The organism is Klebsiella sp. Q11, assembly GCF_964241505.1.
Lineage (GTDB): Bacteria > Pseudomonadota > Gammaproteobacteria > Enterobacterales > Enterobacteriaceae > Klebsiella > Klebsiella michiganensis.
In genome coordinates this window covers 166,097-185,539 of sequence record NZ_CAXSXW010000008.1, presented here as the reverse complement: position 1 = coordinate 185,539, position 19,443 = coordinate 166,097, and the positions used below count along the sequence as shown (strand labels likewise).

The following is a 19,443-nucleotide window of genomic DNA, read 5'->3' as shown; positions in this document are numbered from 1 at the left end:
CTCTCCGCATACTTTGCGGCCTGACCGTATACCGCGACAGAATTGCATGATCAAGCTCACATTAAGCGGATAAATAAGGCTCACCAATTTAATTTGTTGTCATATATCTTTACACTGGCCATGTTAATTATTGGTTAATCAGGTGTGTTAAAAATGACAACCATTGCGACAGCCACGCTGCCGGAAGGCGTACAGCTTCCTCGATACGATCGCAGTCAGCTGCGTTCGCGTATTGTGCATTTCGGTTTTGGCGCGTTTCATCGCGCGCACCAGGCCCTTCTCACCGATCGGGTGCTCAACGCCAGCGGCGGAGACTGGGGGATTTGTGAGATTAGCCTGTTCAGCGGCGATCGGCTGATGAGCCAGCTTCGCCAGCAGGACCACCTGTTTACCGTGCTGGAAAAAGGCGCCGAGGGCAATCAGCCGATTATTGTCGGCGCCGTTCATGAGTGTCTGAATGCGAAACTGGATTCGCTGGCCGCCATTATTGAGAAATTTTGCGAACCGCAGGTCGCCATTGTCTCTCTGACCATCACCGAGAAGGGCTACTGCATCGATCCGGCCAGCGGCCAGCTGGATATGACGCAGCCGCGCATTATTCACGATCTGCAAAATCCGACGCTGCCGCAATCGGTTCCCGGCATTCTGGTGGAAGCGCTGGCGCGCCGGCGACAGCGGGGGCTACCGCCGTTTACCGTCCTCTCCTGCGATAATATTCCCGATAATGGACATGTGGTAAAAAACGCCGTGCTGGGAATGGCCGAAAAACGGGACCCCGAGCTGGCGCTGTGGATCGCCGAACACGTCAGCTTTCCCGGTACCATGGTTGACCGCATCGTGCCCGCCGCCACCGATGAGTCGCTGGCAGAAATTAGCGCGACGCTAGGCGTGGAAGACCCCTGCGCAATCAGCTGCGAACCCTTTATCCAGTGGGTCATTGAAGATAACTTTGTTGCCGGTCGCCCGGACTGGGAAACCGCGGGCGTCCAGATGACCGATGACGTTTTACCGTGGGAACAAATGAAGCTACGGATGCTCAACGGTAGCCACTCGTTTCTCGCCTGGCTTGGCTATCTGGCTGGCCATGCGCACATTAGCGACTGCATGCAGGATCCGATTTTCCGCAGCGCCGCCTACCGCCTGATGCTTGACGAACAGGCGCCGACCTTATCCATTCAGGGCGTTGACCTGACCGCGTACGCTGACAGCCTGATCGAGCGCTTCAGCAACCCGGCGCTGAAGCATCGCACCTGGCAAATCGCCATGGACGGTAGCCAGAAGCTGCCGCAACGTATGCTTGAGGGTATTCGCGTCCATCTCGCTCGGGGCAGCCGCTGGCCGCTGCTGGCGCTCGGCGTGGCCGGCTGGATGCGCTACGTCAGCGGTATTGACGATGCCGGAAATGCGATTGATATTCGCGATCCGCTGGCCGATAAGATGCAGAAACGGGTTTCTGCCAGCGATGAACACCAGCGCGTGGCGGCCCTGCTTACGCTGGAAGAGATCTTCGGCCGCGACCTGCCGCAGAACCCGCAGTTTGTCGCTCATATCACCGCCGCATGGCATCAGCTCGCCGCTTTTGGCGCGCGTCAGGCGATTGCCGGCACGCTGAACGCTTAACAATTTCTGCCTTTTAGCGGACAGATCCCCCTTCTGTCCGCGGTAAGACTTCTCTTTTCCCCTTTTTTTCGTCAGGATAGCGTAACTGTTACAACATTACATTTATCCTGGAGAAAAAGTGACCAAAACCAATTTGATCACGGGGTTTCTCGGCAGCGGCAAGACGACGTCGATTCTGCATCTGCTGGCCCATAAGCCCGCGGATGAAAAATGGGCCGTGCTGGTCAACGAGTTTGGTGAAGTGGGCATTGACGGCGCGCTGCTGGCGGAAAGCGGCGCGCTGCTCAAAGAGATCCCCGGCGGCTGCATGTGCTGCGTGAACGGTCTGCCGATGCAGGTCGGGCTCAACACCCTGCTGCGCCAGGGCAAACCCGATCGCCTGCTGATAGAACCCACCGGGCTTGGCCATCCTAAACAGATCCTCGATATGCTGACCGCCGCAATATACGAGCCGTGGATCGACCTGCGCGCCACCTTATGCGTGCTGGATCCGCGCCAGCTGCTGGACGAAAAAATAGCGACCAACGACAACTTTCGCGACCAGCTGGCCGCCGCTGACGTCATTATCAGTAATAAAGCCGACCGCGAAACGGAGGAAAGCCAACGCGCATTCGCCGCCTGGTGGCAGACCTATGCCGGCGATCGGCGGTTCGTCAGCGCCACGCGGGGGAATATCGACCCGGCACTGCTTGATTTGCCGCGCCGCAATCTTGCGCCGCTTCCCGCCAGCCCCGAACACGCGCACGGCCACGGGCAGAAACAGGGCCTTGCGGCACTGAGCCTCCCTGCCCATCAGCGCTGGCGTCGCAGCCTCAATAGCGGCCAGGGCTATCACGCCTGCGGCTGGATTTTTGACGCCGAAACCGTTTTCGACACCGTGGCCCTGCTCGAATGGGCGCGCCTGGCGCCGGTCGGGCGCGTAAAAGGCGTGATGCGCATCGCGGAAGGAGTGGTACGCATCAACCGCCAGCAGCGCGATCTGCATATTGAGACGCAGAACGTTCCTCCCCCCGATAGCCGTATCGAGCTGATTGCCGATACCGAGACGGACTGGAACGCACTGCAGGCCTCCTTGTTGAGGATTCGTTTAAGTTAAGACGGCTATGGTTGCCGTCGTTTACCCAACACACGATAGTTATGATTAAAAATCGAATTCCCCTAATCCTGCTGCTGAACGCGGCGGGTGTTGCGCTTTTTTGTTCATGGTACCTTCCCGTTAACCATGGTTTCTGGAATCCGCTGGACTCAGCGATCTTCTATTTCTTTAACCACCTGGTTGGCGTGAGCACCGCTTACACCTGGCTGCTGGCGATTATCAACAACCGCGCATTTGATGCCTGCTCGCTACTGGCGATGGGCAGCCTGATGCTAAGCTTCTGGTTTAAAGAGCAGAGCGCCGGACGCCGCCGGGTGATTATCATCGGCCTGGCGATGCTGCTGGCCGCCGTCATCATCAATCAGCTTGCCCAGCACCTGATGCCGGTTAAGCGCGCCAGCCCTTCGCTCTCTTTTACCGATATCACCAAAGTGAGCGATGTGATCTCCTTCCCCACTAAAGATGCGTCTAAAGATAGCTTTCCAGGCGATCACGGTATGATGCTGCTGATTTTTGCGTCATTTATGTGGCGCTATTTTGGTCGCCGGGCGTTTGCCATCGCGCTGGTCATATTCGTGGTGTTCGCTTTTCCACGCGTAATGATTGGCGCTCACTGGTTTACCGATATTGCCGTCGGCTCATTAACGGCGGTACTCATTGGCGCCCCCTGGGTATTGATGACCCCGCTGAGTGATAATGTCATTGCGTTATTTGAGCGTTATCTTCCGGGTAGAAAAACTAAAATTTAAATCTATCTTTACAATTAATTAATATCATTCATAAGGGATCGTTCTGGGTCCCTTTTTTTGTCCGCGCGTTTTTTCTCATCCGGCATCATCTTCCCGTCATAGTAATCATGTTAGAAATGAGTAAATTGCGTATTTTTTACCCATTGCTGCCGCTATTTTGCCCTTTGCCGATGATTCACTTTTTGTCGCAAAAATACTTATAAGAAAATGCGTAAAACCGCTCGCCATCCCCCGGTTGATCGGGTAACCTCAATCTCGTTTTGCCTCGTCAGCGACATCAATTCAGAGAATGAATAAATTTGTGCGTCAGTCCACAGTTTTATGCTTACGGAATTGTCTCATTGCGACCAGGTAATTAGGCTCTAACACGTTTGGCATTTTTTATAACGACATTGTCGTTAAGGACAACAAGGGATAACACACAGCATGGTCAAATCTCAGCCGATTTTGAGATATATCTTGCGGGTCGCCCCCGCGATTGCAGTTGCGGTTCTGCTTTCCGCGTGTAGTTCAAATAGTACCGCCAGGAATATGCATTCTGAGACGCTTGCTGTGGGTAGTGGCGATTTATCATCACTGCAAGCCTCTCAGGATGAATTTGAAACGATGGTCCGCAACCTGGACGTTAAGTCCCGCTTGATGGATCAATATGCCAGCTGGAAGGGCGTGCGTTACCGCCTCGGCGGCAGCACCCGTAAAGGCATCGATTGTTCCGCCTTTGTGCAACGGACTTTCCGTGAACAGTTTGGCCTGGAACTGCCGCGCTCGACTTCAGAGCAGCAGGATTCCGGAAAATCGATCAGCCGCGCGCAGCTGCGCACCGGTGATTTAGTTCTGTTCCGTGCAGGTTCCACGGGCCGCCATGTAGGGATCTACATCGGCAACAATCAGTTTGTTCATGCTTCCACCAGCAGCGGTGTGACGATTTCAAGCATGGATGAGCCGTACTGGAAAAAGCGCTATAACGAAGCGCGACGCGTTCTGAGCCGTTCGTAATCGTCTTCTGCCGTTGGTTAATCCCTTGGCCAACGAAAGAAATAAAAAAACACTGCCGAGGCGGTGTTTTTTTTTGCTCGCCAGCCAGGAAACTTCGTAAAATAAGCGATGTCTTTAAGCAGGGATAGAAAAAGCGATTTCTATCAGCCCCCTGGCGCAAATCAACAATACGGACTGACTATATAGCCTATGCCTACCCGTCATCTCGCTCCCCGGCGAAAAATCTGGCTGACCAGCATATGTGTTGGAATAGCCGTCGCCCTGCTGGCCGGTAGCATCCAGTTTATGGTGATTTATCACAACCGTGCGGAGCGTTTCGACGCCATTATTCACAACGTTCATACGTATCTGCAGGACTACTTTCACGATTTGAATCAGACGATTCAGGGCATGCAGCCTCTGGTCGATCAACCCTGTGAAAACGTTGCCTCAGGCTTAACCGCCCATGCGGCATTCAGCCCGAACGTCCGCGCCATCCTGCTGGTCAAAAATGGCCTTGCGTTTTGCTCCTCCGCCACAGGCGCTATGAACACGCCCTTAACCCAGCTCATTCCGCAGCTTAATCTTACTCAAGCGGTCGATATGGCGATTCTGCCCGGGACGCCAATGATGCCGAAAAGCGCCGCGCTGGCGCTGTGGGTCCGCAGCCCACACGGCGGGAAAGACGGTATTTTTGTCTCGATTAATGCCAACCTGACGCCCTATATTCTCTACTCAGCCCGACAGAATGATTTCAGCGGCCTGGCGCTGGCCATTAAGGACACCGCCATTTCCACCTTCAGCAACCAACTTATCGACCCGCAGACGTTGCTCTCGCCGCCCATTCGCCAGACGCAAATCGACGGCCTGCCGCTGAAGGTTTATCTCTACGCGAACAGCTGGCTGGCGGAGAATACGCAGTTTGCTCTGCTGCTGGGCGTCGTGTGCGGGCTGCTGGCCGGGCTTTTAAGCTACTACATCCTGACGATTAAATCGGACCCGCGCAAAGAGCTGCTGCTGGCGATCAAAAACGATCAGTTCTATGTGGTTTATCAACCGGTGGTGAGGTCAGAGACGCTGCGCATCAGCGGCGTTGAGGTGCTGATGCGCTGGCGACATCCCGTGGCCGGCGAGATCCCTCCCGATGTGTTTATCAACCTTGCTGAAACCCAGCAGATCATTATTCCGCTCACCCGCCATCTGTTAAAACTGATTGCGCAGGATGCGCCTGTTCTGCAAACGCTCCTGCCCGCAGGGAGCAAGCTGGGAATAAATATCTCCCCCCTTCATCTGCACGCAGGCAGCTTTCAGCAGGACCTTCAGCACTTCGCCGCCGCCATGCCGGCCGACCATTTTAGCGTGGTGCTGGAGATCACCGAGCGCGCGATGATCGATAAGAATCGCTCCTTAGGGAACTTCGACTGGCTGCACGAACAGGGCTTTGAAATTGCGATTGATGATTTTGGTACCGGCCATAGCGCGCTAATCTATCTGGAGCGCTATAACTTTGATTACCTGAAGATAGACCGCGGCTTCGTGCAGGCTATCGGCACTGAGACCGTCACCTCGCCGGTGCTTGATGCCGTTATCACCCTGAGCCGCCGCCTGAAGCTCACCACGGTCGCTGAAGGGGTGGAAACGCAGGAACAAGCGGAATGGCTGCGCGACCACGGGGTAAACTATTTACAGGGCTACTGGTTAAGCCGGCCGCTGACGCTGGACGCGCTGATCGCCGCCCATGATGAACCGGCGAAATATTTCACAAGCCGCTAAGGGTCCTTTATTATTTGCTATCAAAGGTCAGGCCGCTTCAGGTCTGACATTGGAGGGCGTCATCCTGGTTATTTTTGCACGCATCAGCCTGATCCTGCTGACCTTATTTAGCCTGCAGAGCCAGGCGCAAACGATTAAAGAGAGCGACAGGTTCGCTATTATCGGCGAACCGAAATACGCCGCGGGCTTTGACCATTACGATTATGCCAACCCTGCCGCGCCTAAAGGCGGGGCAATTACCCTCGCGGCCATCGGTACTTTTGATAATTTCAACCGCTACGCCATGCGCGGCAATCCCGGTATTCGTACCGAAAGCTTATACGACACGCTGTTCACCACCTCTGATGATGAACCCGGCAGCTACTATCCGCTGATCGCCGAGCATACGCGCTATGCCGATGATTTTTCATGGATGGAGATCGCGCTCAATCCCCGCGCCCGCTATCACGATGGCAGCCCCGTCACCGCCAGCGATGTCGCGTTTACCTTCCAGAAGTTTATGACCGAAGGGGTGCCGCAGTTTCGCCTCTATTATAAAGGCACCACCGTAAAAGCCATCGCTCCGCTCACCGTACGCATTGATTTAGCCAAACCGGGCAAAGAGAACATGCTTAGCCTGATGACGCTACCGGTGATGCCGGAAAAATTCTGGAAAAACCATAAACTCAGCGACCCGCTATCCGCCCCACCGCTGGCCAGCGGCCCGTATCGCATCACCGCCTGGCGCATGGGCCAGTACATTACCTACTCGCGGGTTAAGGACTACTGGGCCGCCGACTTACCGGTCAACCGCGGGCGCTGGAATTTCGATACGCTACGCTACGACTATTACCTGGACGACAACGTCGCTTTCGAAGCCTTTAAGGCCGGCGCCGTCGACCGTCGCGAAGAGAACGTTGCCAAGAACTGGGCTACCCGCTACGTCGGGCGCAATTTTACCCACGGCTATATCGTTAAAGATGAATACACCAACACCTCGGCGCAGAATACGCAGTGGCTGGCCTTTAACATTCAGCGCCCGGTATTTTCCGACCGCCGGGTACGCGAAGCCATTACCCTCGCCTTTGATTTTGAATGGATGAATAAGGCGCTGTTTTATCACTCCTACAGCCGCGCCAATAGCTTCTTTCAGAATACCGAATACGCGGCGCGCGATTATCCGAATGCCGACGAGCTGGCGCTGTTAACGCCGCTGAAAAAAGAGATCCCGGCCGAAGTTTTCACGCAGATATACCGTCCCCCGGTTTCCAGCGGCGATGGTTTCGAACGCGCAAACTTGCTTAAGGCGGATGCCATCCTTAACCAGGCGGGATGGATAGTGAAAAACCAGCGGCGGGTTAATGCGAAGAGCGGCAAACCGTTACGCTTTGAGCTGCTGCTTCCTTCCGGCAGCAGCGATCGCTGGGTCCTGCCCTTCCAGCACAACCTCCAGCGGCTCGGCATCGTCATGGATATTCGCCAGGTCGACAACTCCCAGTACAGTAACCGCAAGCGCAGCCGGGATTACGACATGATGCCCAACGTCTGGCGCGCCACGCCCTGGCCCGGCACCGACCTGCAAGTCTCCTGGGACTCCGAATATATTAACTCCAGCTATAACGCCTCAGGGGTACAAAGCCCGGCCGTCGACCGGCTCATCGCGCAGATTATTCGCTGGCAGGGTAATAAAGAAAAGCTGCTGCCGCTGGGCCGGGCTCTCGACCGCGTGCTGACCTGGAACTATTACATGCTGCCGATGTGGTATATGGCGCAGGACCGAACCGCATACTGGGACAAATTCTCCTTCCCGCAGACCCGCGCGGTCTACTCCTCCGGTTTCGAAAACTGGTGGTACGACGCAAGCAAAGCGGCCAGACTCCCCGCGGACAGACGCTAAGGAATTAAGATGGGTGCATATCTGCTCCGCCGACTACTGCTCATCATCCCCACCCTGTGGGCGATTATCACCATTAACTTTTTTATTGTGCAGATCGCGCCCGGCGGTCCGGTCGATCAGGCGATCGCGGCGATTGAGTTCGGCGACCGCGGCGGCTTGCCCGGCGCCGGAGATGGCGGCATGGCCGCCAGCCATGCGCGTACCGGGGTCAGCAACATCAGCGATGGGCACTATCGCGGCGGGCGCGGGCTGGACCCGGAGGTGATTGCCGAGATAACCCACCGCTACGGCTTTGATAAGCCGCTGCACGAGCGTTATTTTAAAATGCTCGGTGATTATCTGCGCTTTGATTTTGGCGATAGCCTGTTTCGCAGCTCATCGGTACTGCAGTTGATTAAAGACAGCCTGCCGGTCTCAATCACCCTGGGCCTGTGGAGTACGCTCATCATCTATCTGGTGTCGATTCCGTTGGGGATCCGTAAAGCGGTCAGCAACGGCAGCCATTTTGACGTCTGGAGCAGTACGCTGATTATTATCGGCTATGCCATCCCGGCGTTCCTGTTTGCCATTTTGCTGATCGTTATCTTTGCCGGCGGCAGCTATTTCGATCTCTTTCCGCTGCGCGGGCTGGTGTCAGCCAACTTCGACAGCCTGCCCTGGTACCAAAAAATCCTCGACTATCTCTGGCATATCACCCTACCGGTGCTGGCAACGGTGATCGGCGGTTTTGCCGCCCTCACGATGCTGACCAAAAACAGCTTTCTTGATGAAATCCGCAAGCAGTACGTGGTTACCGCACGCGCCAAGGGCGTCAGCGAAAAGCAGATCCTTTGGGGCCACGTGTTTCGCAACGCGATGCTGCTGGTGATTGCCGGTTTCCCGGCCACCTTTATCAGTATGTTTTTTACCGGTTCGCTGCTGATTGAGGTGATGTTCTCGCTAAACGGACTGGGGCTGCTGGGCTATGAGGCCACCGTATCTCGCGATTACCCGGTCATGTTCGGCACGCTGTATATTTTTACCCTGATTGGCCTGCTGCTGAATATCATCAGCGATATCAGCTATACGCTGGTCGATCCGCGAATCGATTTTGAGGGCCGCTAATGTCATTTTTTAGTCCCGTCAATCAGGCCCGCTGGGCGCGTTTTCGCCACAACCGCCGCGGCTACTGGTCGCTATGGCTCTTTTTAGCGCTTTTCGCCTGTAGCCTGTGCGCAGAGCTTATTGCTAACGATAAGCCGCTGCTGGTCCAGTACCGCGGCAGCTTCTACGTTCCGCTCCTGAAAAACTACAGTGAGACCACCTTCGGCGGCAGCTTTGCCACCGCCGCCGACTATCAGGACCCGTGGCTGCAAAAACGGCTGGCGGATAACGGCTGGGCCCTGTGGGCGCCGGTTCGTTTCGGCGCGACGACCATTAATTTCGCCACCGACGCGCCCTTCCCTTCGCCGCCGTCAGGACAGAACTGGCTGGGCACCGATGCCAACGGCGGGGACGTGCTGGCGCGTATTCTGTACGGCACGCGCATTTCCATTCTCTTTGGACTGCTGCTGACCTTCTTCTCCAGCGTACTGGGGGTGATGGCCGGCGCCGTTCAGGGGTATTACGGCGGGAAGATTGACCTCTGGGGGCAGCGGTTTATCGAAGTCTGGTCGGGAATGCCGACGCTGTTCTTGATTATCCTGCTCTCAAGCGTTGTACAGGCCAACTTCTGGTGGCTGCTGGCCATTACCGTGCTGTTCGGCTGGATGACGCTGGTCGGCGTGGTCCGAGCTGAGTTCCTGCGCACCCGTAACTATGATTATATCCGCGCCGCGCAGGCGCTCGGCGTCAGCGATCGCGCCATTATTCTGCGCCATATGCTGCCTAACGCCATGGTCGCCACCCTGACCTTCCTGCCGTTCATTCTGTGCAGTTCGATAACCACCCTGACCTCGCTCGATTTCCTCGGTTTTGGCCTGCCGCTGGGCTCCCCTTCGCTGGGCGAACTGCTGTTGCAGGGTAAAAACAACCTGCAGGCGCCCTGGCTGGGCATCGCCGCCTTTCTGTCGGTGGCGGTCCTGCTGACGTTATTGATTTTTATTGGTGAAGCGGTTCGCGACGCCTTTGACCCAAGCAAGGCGGTGTAGCATGACGCAACCTTTGTTAGATATCGATAACCTCTCCATCGCCTTTCGCCAGCAGGGTGAGACTACCCCCGTCGTCAGCGAACTGTCGCTGCAGATTGTCGTCGGCGAGACCCTGGCGCTGGTCGGCGAGTCCGGCTCCGGGAAGAGCGTGACCGCGCTATCGGTGCTGCGGCTACTCCCGTCGCCGCCGGTCAGCTATCCTGCCGGCGACATCCGTTTTCACGGCCAGTCGCTGCTGCACGCGGATGAACGCACCCTGCGCGGCGTGCGCGGTAACCGCATTGCGATGATCTTTCAGGAGCCGATGGTTTCGCTTAATCCACTGCATACTCTGGAAAAACAGCTGTACGAAGTGCTCTCTTTGCATCGCGGTATGCGCAAAGAAGCGGCGCGCGGGGAAATCCTCGACTGCCTCGATCGCGTCGGCATCCGCAACGCGCCCCGGCGGCTGGCCGACTATCCCCATCAGCTTTCCGGCGGCGAGCGCCAGCGGGTGATGATCGCCATGGCGCTGTTAACCCGCCCGGAGCTGCTTATCGCCGACGAACCCACCACCGCGCTGGACGTGTCGGTGCAGGCGCAAATCCTCACGCTGCTGCGGGAGCTGAAGCAAGAGTTGAATATGGGGCTGCTGTTTATCACCCATAATCTGAGCATCGTTCGTCAGCTCGCCGACCGCGTCGCGGTGATGCAGAACGGCCGCTGCGTGGAACAAAACGGCTGCCGGGCGCTGTTTTCCGCCCCCGAACACCCTTATACCCGCCGCCTGCTGGATAGCGAGCCGTCGGGCGATCCCGTCCCGCTCGCACCCGATGCCCCGGTGTTGCTGCGGGCGGAAAATTTGACTATCGCTTTCCCGATACGTAAAGGTCTGCTGCGGCGAGTTGTCGATCATAACCGGGTCGTTAACGGCCTCAGCTTTCATTTGCGCGCGGGAGAAACGCTGGGGCTGGTCGGCGAGTCCGGATCGGGCAAAAGCACCACCGGGCTGGCGCTTCTGCGTCTGATTCATTCCGATGGCGCGATCGCCTTTGACGGTGCGGCGCTTCAGGGACGCAATCGCCGGCAGATGCTGCCGCTGCGTCGTCGCATGCAGGTGGTCTTTCAGGATCCTAACTCATCGCTAAACCCGCGGCTCAACGTGCTGCAAATTATCGAAGAGGGATTGCGCGTCCATCAACCGACGCTCACGCCGGCCGAACGGGAGCAGGCGGTGATTCAGGTGATGCAGGAGGTCGGCCTCGATCCACACTCACGGCATCGCTACCCTGCCGCCTTCTCCGGCGGCCAGCGTCAGCGCATCGCGATCGCCAGGGCGCTGGTCGTCAAACCGCAGCTTATCGTGCTGGATGAGCCCACCTCATCGCTGGATAAAACCGTGCAGGCGCAAATCCTCGCGCTGCTGAAGGCGTTACAGCAAAAGCATCAGCTAGCCTATATTTTTATCAGCCATGATTTACGCGTCGTGCGGGCGCTGTGTCATCAGGTAATGGTGCTGCGGCAGGGAGAAGTCGTCGAGCAGGGTGAGTGCGAGCGCGTATTTACCGCTCCGCAGCAGGAGTATACCCGTCAGCTGCTGGCGTTGAGCTGACGGTCAGAAGGGGTTGTTGCCGGAGAAGGGTTCTGCAATCGCCACGCCGAAATTTTTCAGGCGACAGGTTGCGGCAAATTCGTCCTGACGGTTAACAAACAGGCACGGTTCCCCTTCGCATTCAACGACAGAGCTATCGACCTCGATGTCGCTAAGCGCCTGGCTGAGCTTATGCATGACCGGCCACGCGCTTTCGCCATCGGGGCTGAGTAATTTCAACGCCACGAGGCTGTTTTCGCTCTGGGCGCCGTTTTGCGGAATCGGTTCAACTCTTGAACCTGCAAAACCGGCCAGCCAGCGATAGCTCTGCGGCAGACGGTGTACGATAGAGAGTTGCAGTGTATTCACGTGTTTACCCCGGAAGCAAAATACTTCACAATAATTTTACATCAATACTAACACATTATTGACAACCAGTCCTCTTCCTGCACAGAAAACGCTTACACCAGTGGCATAGCCGTGTTATTGGTTTGTAATGTAAAAGTTTATAATTGCGCAGATGGAACATCTTCGGGCTATATGTACCCGTTTCTGTGATCTAAAACAACTTTTTTATCGCAATCATGCGACTTTTTGAACGATTTGATTTTACATAAAATAAACAAATCGCTGAACAGAGAAGCCAGATTTGGTTGACATGCATCAAAAAAAGGGGCGATATCGCCCCCTGAAAGTCGCTTAGCGCGCGGCTTTGCGCCGTCGGCTGGCGTAGAGGTAAAAGAGGATGGAGCTGCTGGCGCAGAAGGCGATAGAAATCAGCATTGGCCAGGCGGTGGTAAACGTCGCCATCGACAGCAGCGCACCGACAATGGCGCCAATCCCGAAACGGAACGTCCCTGCCAGCGAGGAAGCGGTCCCGGCCATATGCGGAAACTCATCGAGAATCACCGCCATCGCGTTAGAGGAGACCATCGAAACGCAGCCGATGAACGCCGCCACGCCAAACACCAGCGCCCAGAACCCCACGCCAAACAGCGCGCACACGACCATCCACGTCGCCATCGCAAACTGGATCCATAGCCCGGCGCGGAACATATTCAGCGCCCCAACCCGCCGCACAAAACGGCTGTTGATCATGGTCATGACAAACAGGAAGACGACGTTCAGCGCAAAATAGTAGCCAAAGTGCTGCGGTGAAACGTGGTTGATATTGATATAGACAAACGGGCCGGCGCTCAGAAACGAGAACATCCCGGCGAAGCTGAAACCGCTTGCCAGCATATAGCTCAGCACCCGCTTGTGGCGAAACAGCGTCGCGAAGTTGCCGAGCGTAGTGCGAATATGAAATTTCTGCCGGCGTTCCGGCGGCAGGGTCTCGCTAATAAAGAAGGCGATCATCGCCGAGGCTAATAGCGCCGCCACCGCGAGGATCCAGAAGATCGCATGCCAGCTAAACCACACCAGCACCGCTCCGCCGACCATCGGCGCCACCAGCGGCGCGACGGTGGTCACCAGCATGACGAACGACATCATCCGCGAGAACTCTTCCTTGGGATAGATATCGCGCATCAGGGCGTTAATCACCACGCTCGCCGCCGCGGCCGCCAGGCCGTGGAAAAAGCGCATGGTGATCAGCATATCGATAGTCTGCGACAGCGCGCAGGCCACCGCCGCCGCGGCAAAAACCAACGTACCGCCCAGTATCACCGGTTTACGCCCCATGCTGTCCGCCATTGGGCCATATAAAAGCTGGCCCAGGGCAAAGCCCAGAATATAGGTACTGAGCGTCATCTGCGCGCTGCCGTCCGGCACATTAAACTGCGCCGCAATCACCGGCAGCGCCGGAAGATACATATCGATCGACAGCGGCATTAACATGGCCAGCAGGCCAAGAATAAACACAATCCCTAATGAAGAATTCTGCTTTGCCGTCACGTTTTACTCCGCGCATGTTGGCCGCTAACGCTGGCAATTTCTTCTGCCGTCAGCGGACGATATTCACCCGGCGCCAGCGACGCATCGAGCGCGATATCGCCAATACGTTCGCGATGCAGGCCAACCACATGATTCCCCACCGCGGCAAACATCCGCTTCACCTGATGGTAGCGCCCTTCGCTAATGGTCAGGCGGACTTCGGTCGGCGTCACCACTTCCAGCACCGCCGGTTTGGTCAGGTCTTTCTCATTATGCAGCTGAACGCCTTTGGCAAACTGCTCGGCGGTGGACTCATCCAGCGGATTTTCCAGCGTCACCAGATAGGTTTTTTCGCAATGGTGGCGCGGGGAAGTAATGCGGTGCGACCACTGGCCATCGTCGGTCATCAATACCAGTCCGGTGGTGTCGATATCCAGACGCCCCGCGGCATGCAGCTTGTGCGCCACCGGCTCGTCGAGGAAATAAAGGACCGTTGGATGATCCGGATCGTCGGTGGAACAAACGTAACCCTGCGGCTTGTTGAGCATAAAGTAGCGCGGGCCGGTCTGCTGAACCAGCGTATTGCCGTCATACTCGACGTCATGCTCCGGCAGAAGCTTGAAGGAGGAGTCTTTTACAATGTCGCCGTCCACGGTAACGCGGCTGCCGCGGATTTCACGCCCGGCAATAGCCCGGCTAACGCCAAGTTGCTGAGCGATAAACTTATCAAGTCGCATGAGATTTTTTTAGCCTGTACAAGTGCTGGAGCGGGCAACGCGCCCGAAAAAGAAGAATTTCATGGGGTAGTATAACGGGCTATTAACACCACTCAAGGGAAAAGATTCGTGGCATACTATTCGCGAGTTAATTAACCGCCATAAATTCATGACATTTACATTACGTCCCTACCAAAAAGAGGCGGTCGACGCGACGCTCGCCTGGTTTCGCCGCCATCATGAACCTGCTGCGATTGTGCTGCCGACAGGCGCAGGTAAAAGCCTGGTTATCGCCGAACTTGCGCGCCTGGCGCGCGGTCGCGTGCTGGTGCTGGCGCACGTTAAAGAGCTGGTGGCGCAGAACCACGCCAAGTATTGCGCGCTCGGCCTGGAAGCGGATATTTTCGCCGCGGGCCTCAAGCGTAAAGAGAGCCACGGTAAAGTGGTCTTTGGCAGCGTGCAGTCGGTCGCCCGCAACCTCGACCAGTTTCAGGGCGAGTTTTCGCTGCTGATCGTCGACGAGTGCCACCGCATCAGCGACGATGATGACAGCCAGTATCAGCAGATTATCAGCCACCTTCAGCAGGTCAATCCGCACCTGCGCCTGCTGGGGCTGACCGCGACGCCTTTTCGCCTCGGTAAGGGGTGGATTTACCAGTTCCACTACCACGGCATGGTGCGCGGTGATGAAAACGCGCTATTTCGCGACTGCATCTACGAGCTGCCGCTGCGCTATATGATTAAGAACGGCTACCTGACGCCGCCGGAGCGGCTGGATATGCCGGTGGTTCAATATGACTTCAGCCGCCTGCAGGCGCAAAATAACGGCCTGTTCAGCGAGGCTGATTTAAACCACGAACTGAAAAAACAGCAGCGCGTCACGCCGCATATCGTCAGCCAAATCGTTGAATTCGCCCAAACGCGCAAAGGGGTGATGATTTTCGCCGCCACCGTTGAACACGCCCGCGAAGTGACCGGGTTGCTTCCGCAGGGCGAAGCGGCCTTAATCACCGGTGAAACGCCGGGGCCGGAGCGCGATCGCATCATCGACGCGTTTAAAGCTCAGCTGTACCGCTATCTGGTTAACGTCGCGGTACTGACGACCGGCTTTGATGCCCCGCATGTCGATCTGATCGCCATCCTGCGCCCGACCGAGTCGGTGAGCCTTTACCAACAGATCGTCGGCCGCGGCCTGCGCCTGGCGCCGGGTAAAACGGACTGTCTGATCCTCGATTACGCCGGTAATCCGCACGACCTTTACGCGCCTGAAGTGGGAACGCCGAAGGGGAAAAGCGACAACGTGCCGGTCCAGGTTTTTTGCCCGGCATGCGGTTTCGCCAATACCTTCTGGGGGAAAACCACCGCCGACGGCACGCTGATTGAACACTTTGGCCGCCGCTGCCAGGGCTGGTTTGAGGATGACGAAGGCCATCGCGAGCAGTGTGATTTTCGTTTTCGCTTTAAAAACTGCCCGCAGTGTAACGCGGAAAACGATATCGCCGCCCGCCGCTGCCGCGAGTGCGATACCATCCTGGTCGACCCCGACGACATGCTGAAAGCCGCGCTGAAGCTTAAAGATGCGCTGGTGCTGCGCTGTAGCGGAATGGATCTGCAGCACGGCGCGGATGATAAAGGTGCCTGGCTAAAAATCACCTATTACGATGAAGATGGCGCGGACGTTAGTGAGCGCTTCCGCCTGCATACGCCCGCCCAGCGCACCGCCTTTGAGCAGCTCTTTATCCGCCCGCATACCCGAACGCCGGGCGTACCGCTGCGCTGGATAACGCCCGCCGATATCCTCGCCCAGCAGGCGCTTCTGCGCCATCCGGACTTTGTCGTGGCGCGCATGAAGGGGCAATACTGGCAGGTGCGGGAGAAAGTATTTGATTATCAGGGCCGATTCCGCCGGGCCAACGAACTGCGCTAATCGTCCTCACATCTGAGGTTTTGGTTGCTGCAAACACCTATGGCGGCTATAATGCCGCCCGCTTTTGCATTCGCAAAGCAGATAATCTGCCTGCTGCTGGGTCGCCTGTAGCAGGATTTATATATAGAGAGACATCAATGTTTACTATCAACGCAGAAGTACGTAAAGAGCAGGGTAAGGGTGCGAGCCGCCGCCTGCGTGCAGCTAACAAATTCCCGGCCATCATCTATGGCGGCGAAGCTGCGCCAGTAGCAATCGAACTGGATCACGACAAAGTGTGGAACATGCAGACCAACGCTGAGTTCTACAACGAAGTTCTGACCATCGTTGTTGATGGCAAAGAAGAGAAAGTTAAAGCTCAGGCTGTTCAGCGTCACCCGTTCAAGCCGAAGCTGTCCCACATCGACTTCGTTCGCGCTTAATCGCTCGCTGAAAGTTGTATGGCAAACGCCCCGCTCCGCAAGGTTCGGGGCGTTTTGTTTATCAGCCGAGTAGCGTTGACCTGTTCAGCGCCAGATGCTGCAACAGCATAATCGTTTTCGCATCGACGATTTCTCCTTCGCGAATAGCCTGCAGCGCTTTTTCCAGCGGCCACTCCAGCACCTCGATATCTTCTCCCTCCGTCGCCAGGCCGCCACCGTCGCCGCGCCGATCGTCGGCAGAGTATTCGGCAATGAAAAAGTAAAGCTTCTCCGTCACCGAACCGGGGCTCATGTAAGCGGTGAATACCGGCTCTATGCGCGTGACGCGAAAACCGGTCTCCTCTTCGGCTTCGGCAACGATGCGCGCCTCCGGAGAAGCGTTATCCAGCAGTCCGGCGGCAGCTTCGATCAAAAAGCCATCATGACCGTTAATCCACACCGGAAAGCGAAACTGGCGAACCAGCACTACCGTTTCCTTTTCACGATTGTAGAGCAGGATCACCGCGCCGTTGCCGCGGTCGTAAGCTTCCCGGCTCTGCTCCTGCCAGCGTCCGTCACGGCGCAGTAGTTCAAAGGTATATTTCTTGAGCGTGTACCAGTTGTCCGATAATAGCGTTTCGCGGATATGGCGAACGCGCGGTGCGTCAGCGTGCATGTTTTTCCCCTTTTAGGTGACAGCGAGCAACATAACATGCATAATCGTGCACAAACAAGATCGCTCATGAAGGTATTTTGATGCTCGCCAGCCAGAGAAAACAGCAGATTTTGCAAATCCTCGCCGAGGAAAAACAGGTGATGTCCGGGGATCTCAGCCAGCGCTTTAGCGTATCAGAAGACTCCATTCGCCGGGATCTGCGGGAGCTGGCCGCGGAAGGCAAGCTGCAGCGCGTCCACGGCGGCGCGCTGCCGGTTTCCGAAGCCATCGCGCCTATTGAAACAAGAAAGAACGTGCAAATCGCCTCAAAGCAGAGCATTGCCCAGCGCGCGGTTGAGCTCATTCAGCCCGGTCAGGTGGTGATTGTCGACGGCGGCACCACCACCGGGGAGATGATGCGCCTGCTGCCGGATAACCTCGCGTGTACCGTGGTCACCCATAGCCCGGGGATTGCCGTCGCGCTGGTGGAAAAACCGCTCATCGAGGTGATTTTGATCGGCGGCCGGTTGTTTAAGCATTCCGTCGTCAGCGTCGGGTCTGCGGCCCTCGAGAGTATTTCCCGTATCAACGCCGATCTGTTTTTTATGGGCGTCACCGGCGTTCACCCCCGGGCGGGATTCACCACCGGTGACTATGAAGAAGCGGGCATTAAACGCGCGCTGGCGGCGCGGGCTGCCGAAACGGTGGTGATGGCGTCACAAGAAAAGCTTAACTCCGCGTCGGCCTTTGCCATCGGCGAGCTGGGAGTAGCCAGTACGCTGATCGTGGATACGACCCTGGACGAGGCGCTGCGACAGCAGCTAACCCTGGCGGGGGTAGAAATCCTCTACGCTCTGTAATGCGGGTTCAGGCAAAAAAATCCCGACTCGGCGTCGGGATTTTGCGCATTAATTTCCGCCAGAAGTACGGCGCTGTAGCTGGTCGCGCAGGTTCGGCGGCGTGCCTTTAATGGTTAGGGTATCCGTAGCCGGATCCCAGAACACCCGCTCGCCCAGCAGCATCGCGTCAAAATTAATGGTTAACCCGCCGCCGCTGCCGGCAAACTTGGTTAACTGACGCAGCGTGCTGCGATCCGCCGGGAAGCTCTCTTCCAGCTCGTAGCCTTGTTCGGCGGTAAATTCCTGAAAGGTCTTCTCGCTGACGCCCGCCAGCTCTTTCGACAGCGACTCCAGCTCGATTTCCTCTCCGGCCTGCAGCTGTTCGTTGCAGTAGCTGTATACCTGCTGGCGCACGTTTTGACGTTCAGATTTATCCAGCTGCGCATCGGCGGCGAAATCATCCAGCGCCTGCAGCAGGCCGCGGTTCTGCGCTTTGGCGTTCAGCCCTTCGCTGGCGCCGAGGAAATCCATAAAGAAATCCGCCACCTTGCGCCCTACCCGCCCCTTCAGGAAGGTCAGATAGCGCGTTGACTCCGGGTTAGTTTCCCACTCGGTTAAATCAATACGCGCGACGATATCCGCGTGATTGATGTCCAGATAATGGGTGGAGCTGATATCCAGCTCTTCGTTGACGCGCATGCTGCTTAGGTTATTCAGCACCGCCACCATCAGATATTCCACCGCCAGATAACGATACTGGCAAAACAGCACAATACCGCCTTCTGCAAAGGGATATTTTGCCAGTTCGTCGCGCAGGCGCCCGGTAGCGGCGCGGCTGAACGGCAGGAACGCTTCTTCGCCCTTACGCTGCCCGCGCAGCGCCTGCGCCAGCTCGCTCTCTTCATTAAACAGGCCGTAGGCTTTATTTTTTGCGCTGTAGACACGATGCAGTTCGGCCATCATCTCGACAACCGTCGCCGTCGGCTCCAGCAACGATTCGCGCAGCACCAGCTCCAGATTTTGTTCATCACGTTTGATTAACTGATGCAGGGCAATCTGGTCGATATCCAGACTCATGTTAAACTCTCCTTTTAGACCGGGCGGTATTCAACCACCGCGGGGGCCACGACGCAACCGCCGCGTGACTCTTTGCGAGCGAAGCCGCGCGCTTTTGCGTCGTGGCGAAAAAATGCGGAAAAAAAGCTGCTGCTACGGTAATATGTTGCCCTTTCACGAACAAAC

At 56.7% G+C, this 19,443-nt stretch carries 17 protein-coding genes; 12 read left to right on the top strand and 5 right to left on the bottom strand.

Features of this window, described 5'->3' with window-relative positions:
- Positions 1 to 153: 153 nt before the first annotated feature.
- From ACESQ2_RS15240 to yejF, 9 genes are all read left to right on the top strand, one after another.
- Positions 154 to 1,620, top strand: coding sequence for a mannitol dehydrogenase family protein (locus ACESQ2_RS15240; RefSeq protein WP_373170813.1), 1,467 nt, complete (start codon positions 154 to 156; stop codon positions 1,618 to 1,620).
- 118 nt (positions 1,621 to 1,738) lie between these two features.
- Positions 1,739 to 2,716 carry a GTP-binding protein gene (locus ACESQ2_RS15235; protein WP_049071449.1) on the top strand — a complete coding sequence of 326 codons (978 nt, stop codon included), beginning with the start codon at positions 1,739 to 1,741 and terminating at the stop codon, positions 2,714 to 2,716.
- A gap of 35 nt (positions 2,717 to 2,751) precedes the next feature.
- Positions 2,752 to 3,465 (top strand): phosphatase PAP2 family protein, encoded by a 714-nt coding sequence (locus tag ACESQ2_RS15230; RefSeq protein WP_162933708.1) that lies wholly within the window; start codon positions 2,752 to 2,754, stop codon positions 3,463 to 3,465.
- Between the two features lie 426 nt (positions 3,466 to 3,891).
- A complete protein-coding gene (mepS, locus tag ACESQ2_RS15225; RefSeq protein WP_004122922.1) occupies positions 3,892 to 4,461 on the top strand; it encodes a bifunctional murein DD-endopeptidase/murein LD-carboxypeptidase in 570 nt (189 codons plus the stop codon).
- Between the two features lie 189 nt (positions 4,462 to 4,650).
- Positions 4,651 to 6,213: a cyclic di-GMP phosphodiesterase gene (locus ACESQ2_RS15220; RefSeq protein WP_049071447.1), complete on the top strand. Its 1,563-nt coding sequence runs from the start codon at positions 4,651 to 4,653 to the stop codon at positions 6,211 to 6,213.
- A gap of 70 nt (positions 6,214 to 6,283) precedes the next feature.
- On the top strand, positions 6,284 to 8,089 hold the full coding sequence (locus ACESQ2_RS15215) for an extracellular solute-binding protein (protein ID WP_049083600.1): 1,806 nt from the start codon (positions 6,284 to 6,286) through the stop codon (positions 8,087 to 8,089).
- Between the two features lie 9 nt (positions 8,090 to 8,098).
- A complete protein-coding gene (locus ACESQ2_RS15210) occupies positions 8,099 to 9,193 on the top strand; it encodes a microcin C ABC transporter permease YejB (RefSeq protein WP_004122930.1) in 1,095 nt (364 codons plus the stop codon).
- Entirely contained in the window at positions 9,193 to 10,218 is a 1,026-nt protein-coding gene (locus ACESQ2_RS15205) for an ABC transporter permease (protein WP_004852714.1), read from the top strand. The genes ACESQ2_RS15210 and ACESQ2_RS15205 overlap by 1 nt, the downstream gene beginning before the upstream one ends.
- 1 nt (position 10,219) lies before the next feature.
- The gene (gene yejF / locus ACESQ2_RS15200; RefSeq protein ID WP_373170809.1) at positions 10,220 to 11,809 is read left to right on the top strand and encodes a microcin C ABC transporter ATP-binding protein YejF; all 1,590 of its coding nucleotides are present in this window, start codon (positions 10,220 to 10,222) and stop codon (positions 11,807 to 11,809) included.
- Positions 11,810 to 11,812: 3 nt separating this feature from the next.
- Here the strand turns inward: yejF and ACESQ2_RS15195 are convergent, their stop codons facing one another.
- The 3 genes from ACESQ2_RS15195 to rsuA all read right to left on the bottom strand — a co-directional run bounded on the left by ACESQ2_RS15195 (position 11,813) and on the right by rsuA (position 14,400).
- Positions 11,813 to 12,157, bottom strand: coding sequence for a YejG family protein (locus tag ACESQ2_RS15195; protein WP_004122937.1), 345 nt, complete (start codon positions 12,155 to 12,157; stop codon positions 11,813 to 11,815).
- Between the two features lie 330 nt (positions 12,158 to 12,487).
- The gene (locus tag ACESQ2_RS15190; RefSeq protein WP_049071443.1) at positions 12,488 to 13,684 is read right to left on the bottom strand and encodes a Bcr/CflA family multidrug efflux MFS transporter; all 1,197 of its coding nucleotides are present in this window, start codon (positions 13,682 to 13,684) and stop codon (positions 12,488 to 12,490) included.
- Positions 13,681 to 14,400 (bottom strand): 16S rRNA pseudouridine(516) synthase RsuA, encoded by a 720-nt coding sequence (gene rsuA / locus ACESQ2_RS15185; protein ID WP_345911410.1) that lies wholly within the window; start codon positions 14,398 to 14,400, stop codon positions 13,681 to 13,683. Before rsuA ends, ACESQ2_RS15190 begins: the two co-directional genes overlap by 4 nt.
- Positions 14,401 to 14,548: 148 nt before the next feature.
- On the opposite strand from rsuA, the gene ACESQ2_RS15180 reads away from it, so the two are divergent.
- Both ACESQ2_RS15180 and rplY read left to right on the top strand, forming a co-directional pair.
- Positions 14,549 to 16,306, top strand: a complete 1,758-nt coding sequence (locus tag ACESQ2_RS15180) for a DEAD/DEAH box helicase (protein ID WP_254539905.1) — start codon at positions 14,549 to 14,551, stop codon at positions 16,304 to 16,306.
- Positions 16,307 to 16,443: 137 nt separating this feature from the next.
- Positions 16,444 to 16,728, top strand: coding sequence for a 50S ribosomal protein L25 (gene rplY / locus ACESQ2_RS15175; RefSeq protein ID WP_004103955.1), 285 nt, complete (start codon positions 16,444 to 16,446; stop codon positions 16,726 to 16,728).
- Positions 16,729 to 16,789: 61 nt separating this feature from the next.
- Here rplY and ACESQ2_RS15170 read toward each other — a convergent pair whose 3' ends face one another.
- A complete protein-coding gene (locus tag ACESQ2_RS15170; RefSeq protein WP_345911411.1) occupies positions 16,790 to 17,383 on the bottom strand; it encodes an NUDIX domain-containing protein in 594 nt (197 codons plus the stop codon).
- 80 nt (positions 17,384 to 17,463) lie between these two features.
- Here ACESQ2_RS15170 and ACESQ2_RS15165 point away from each other — a divergent pair, with 80 nt between their 5' ends.
- The gene (locus ACESQ2_RS15165) at positions 17,464 to 18,222 is read left to right on the top strand and encodes a DeoR/GlpR family DNA-binding transcription regulator (RefSeq protein WP_373170805.1); all 759 of its coding nucleotides are present in this window, start codon (positions 17,464 to 17,466) and stop codon (positions 18,220 to 18,222) included.
- A 48-nt stretch (positions 18,223 to 18,270) separates the two neighbouring features.
- Here ACESQ2_RS15165 and yejK read toward each other — a convergent pair whose 3' ends face one another.
- Positions 18,271 to 19,278, bottom strand: a complete 1,008-nt coding sequence (yejK, locus tag ACESQ2_RS15160) for a nucleoid-associated protein YejK (RefSeq protein ID WP_004122954.1) — start codon at positions 19,276 to 19,278, stop codon at positions 18,271 to 18,273.
- Between the last annotated feature and the right edge of the window lie 165 nt (positions 19,279 to 19,443).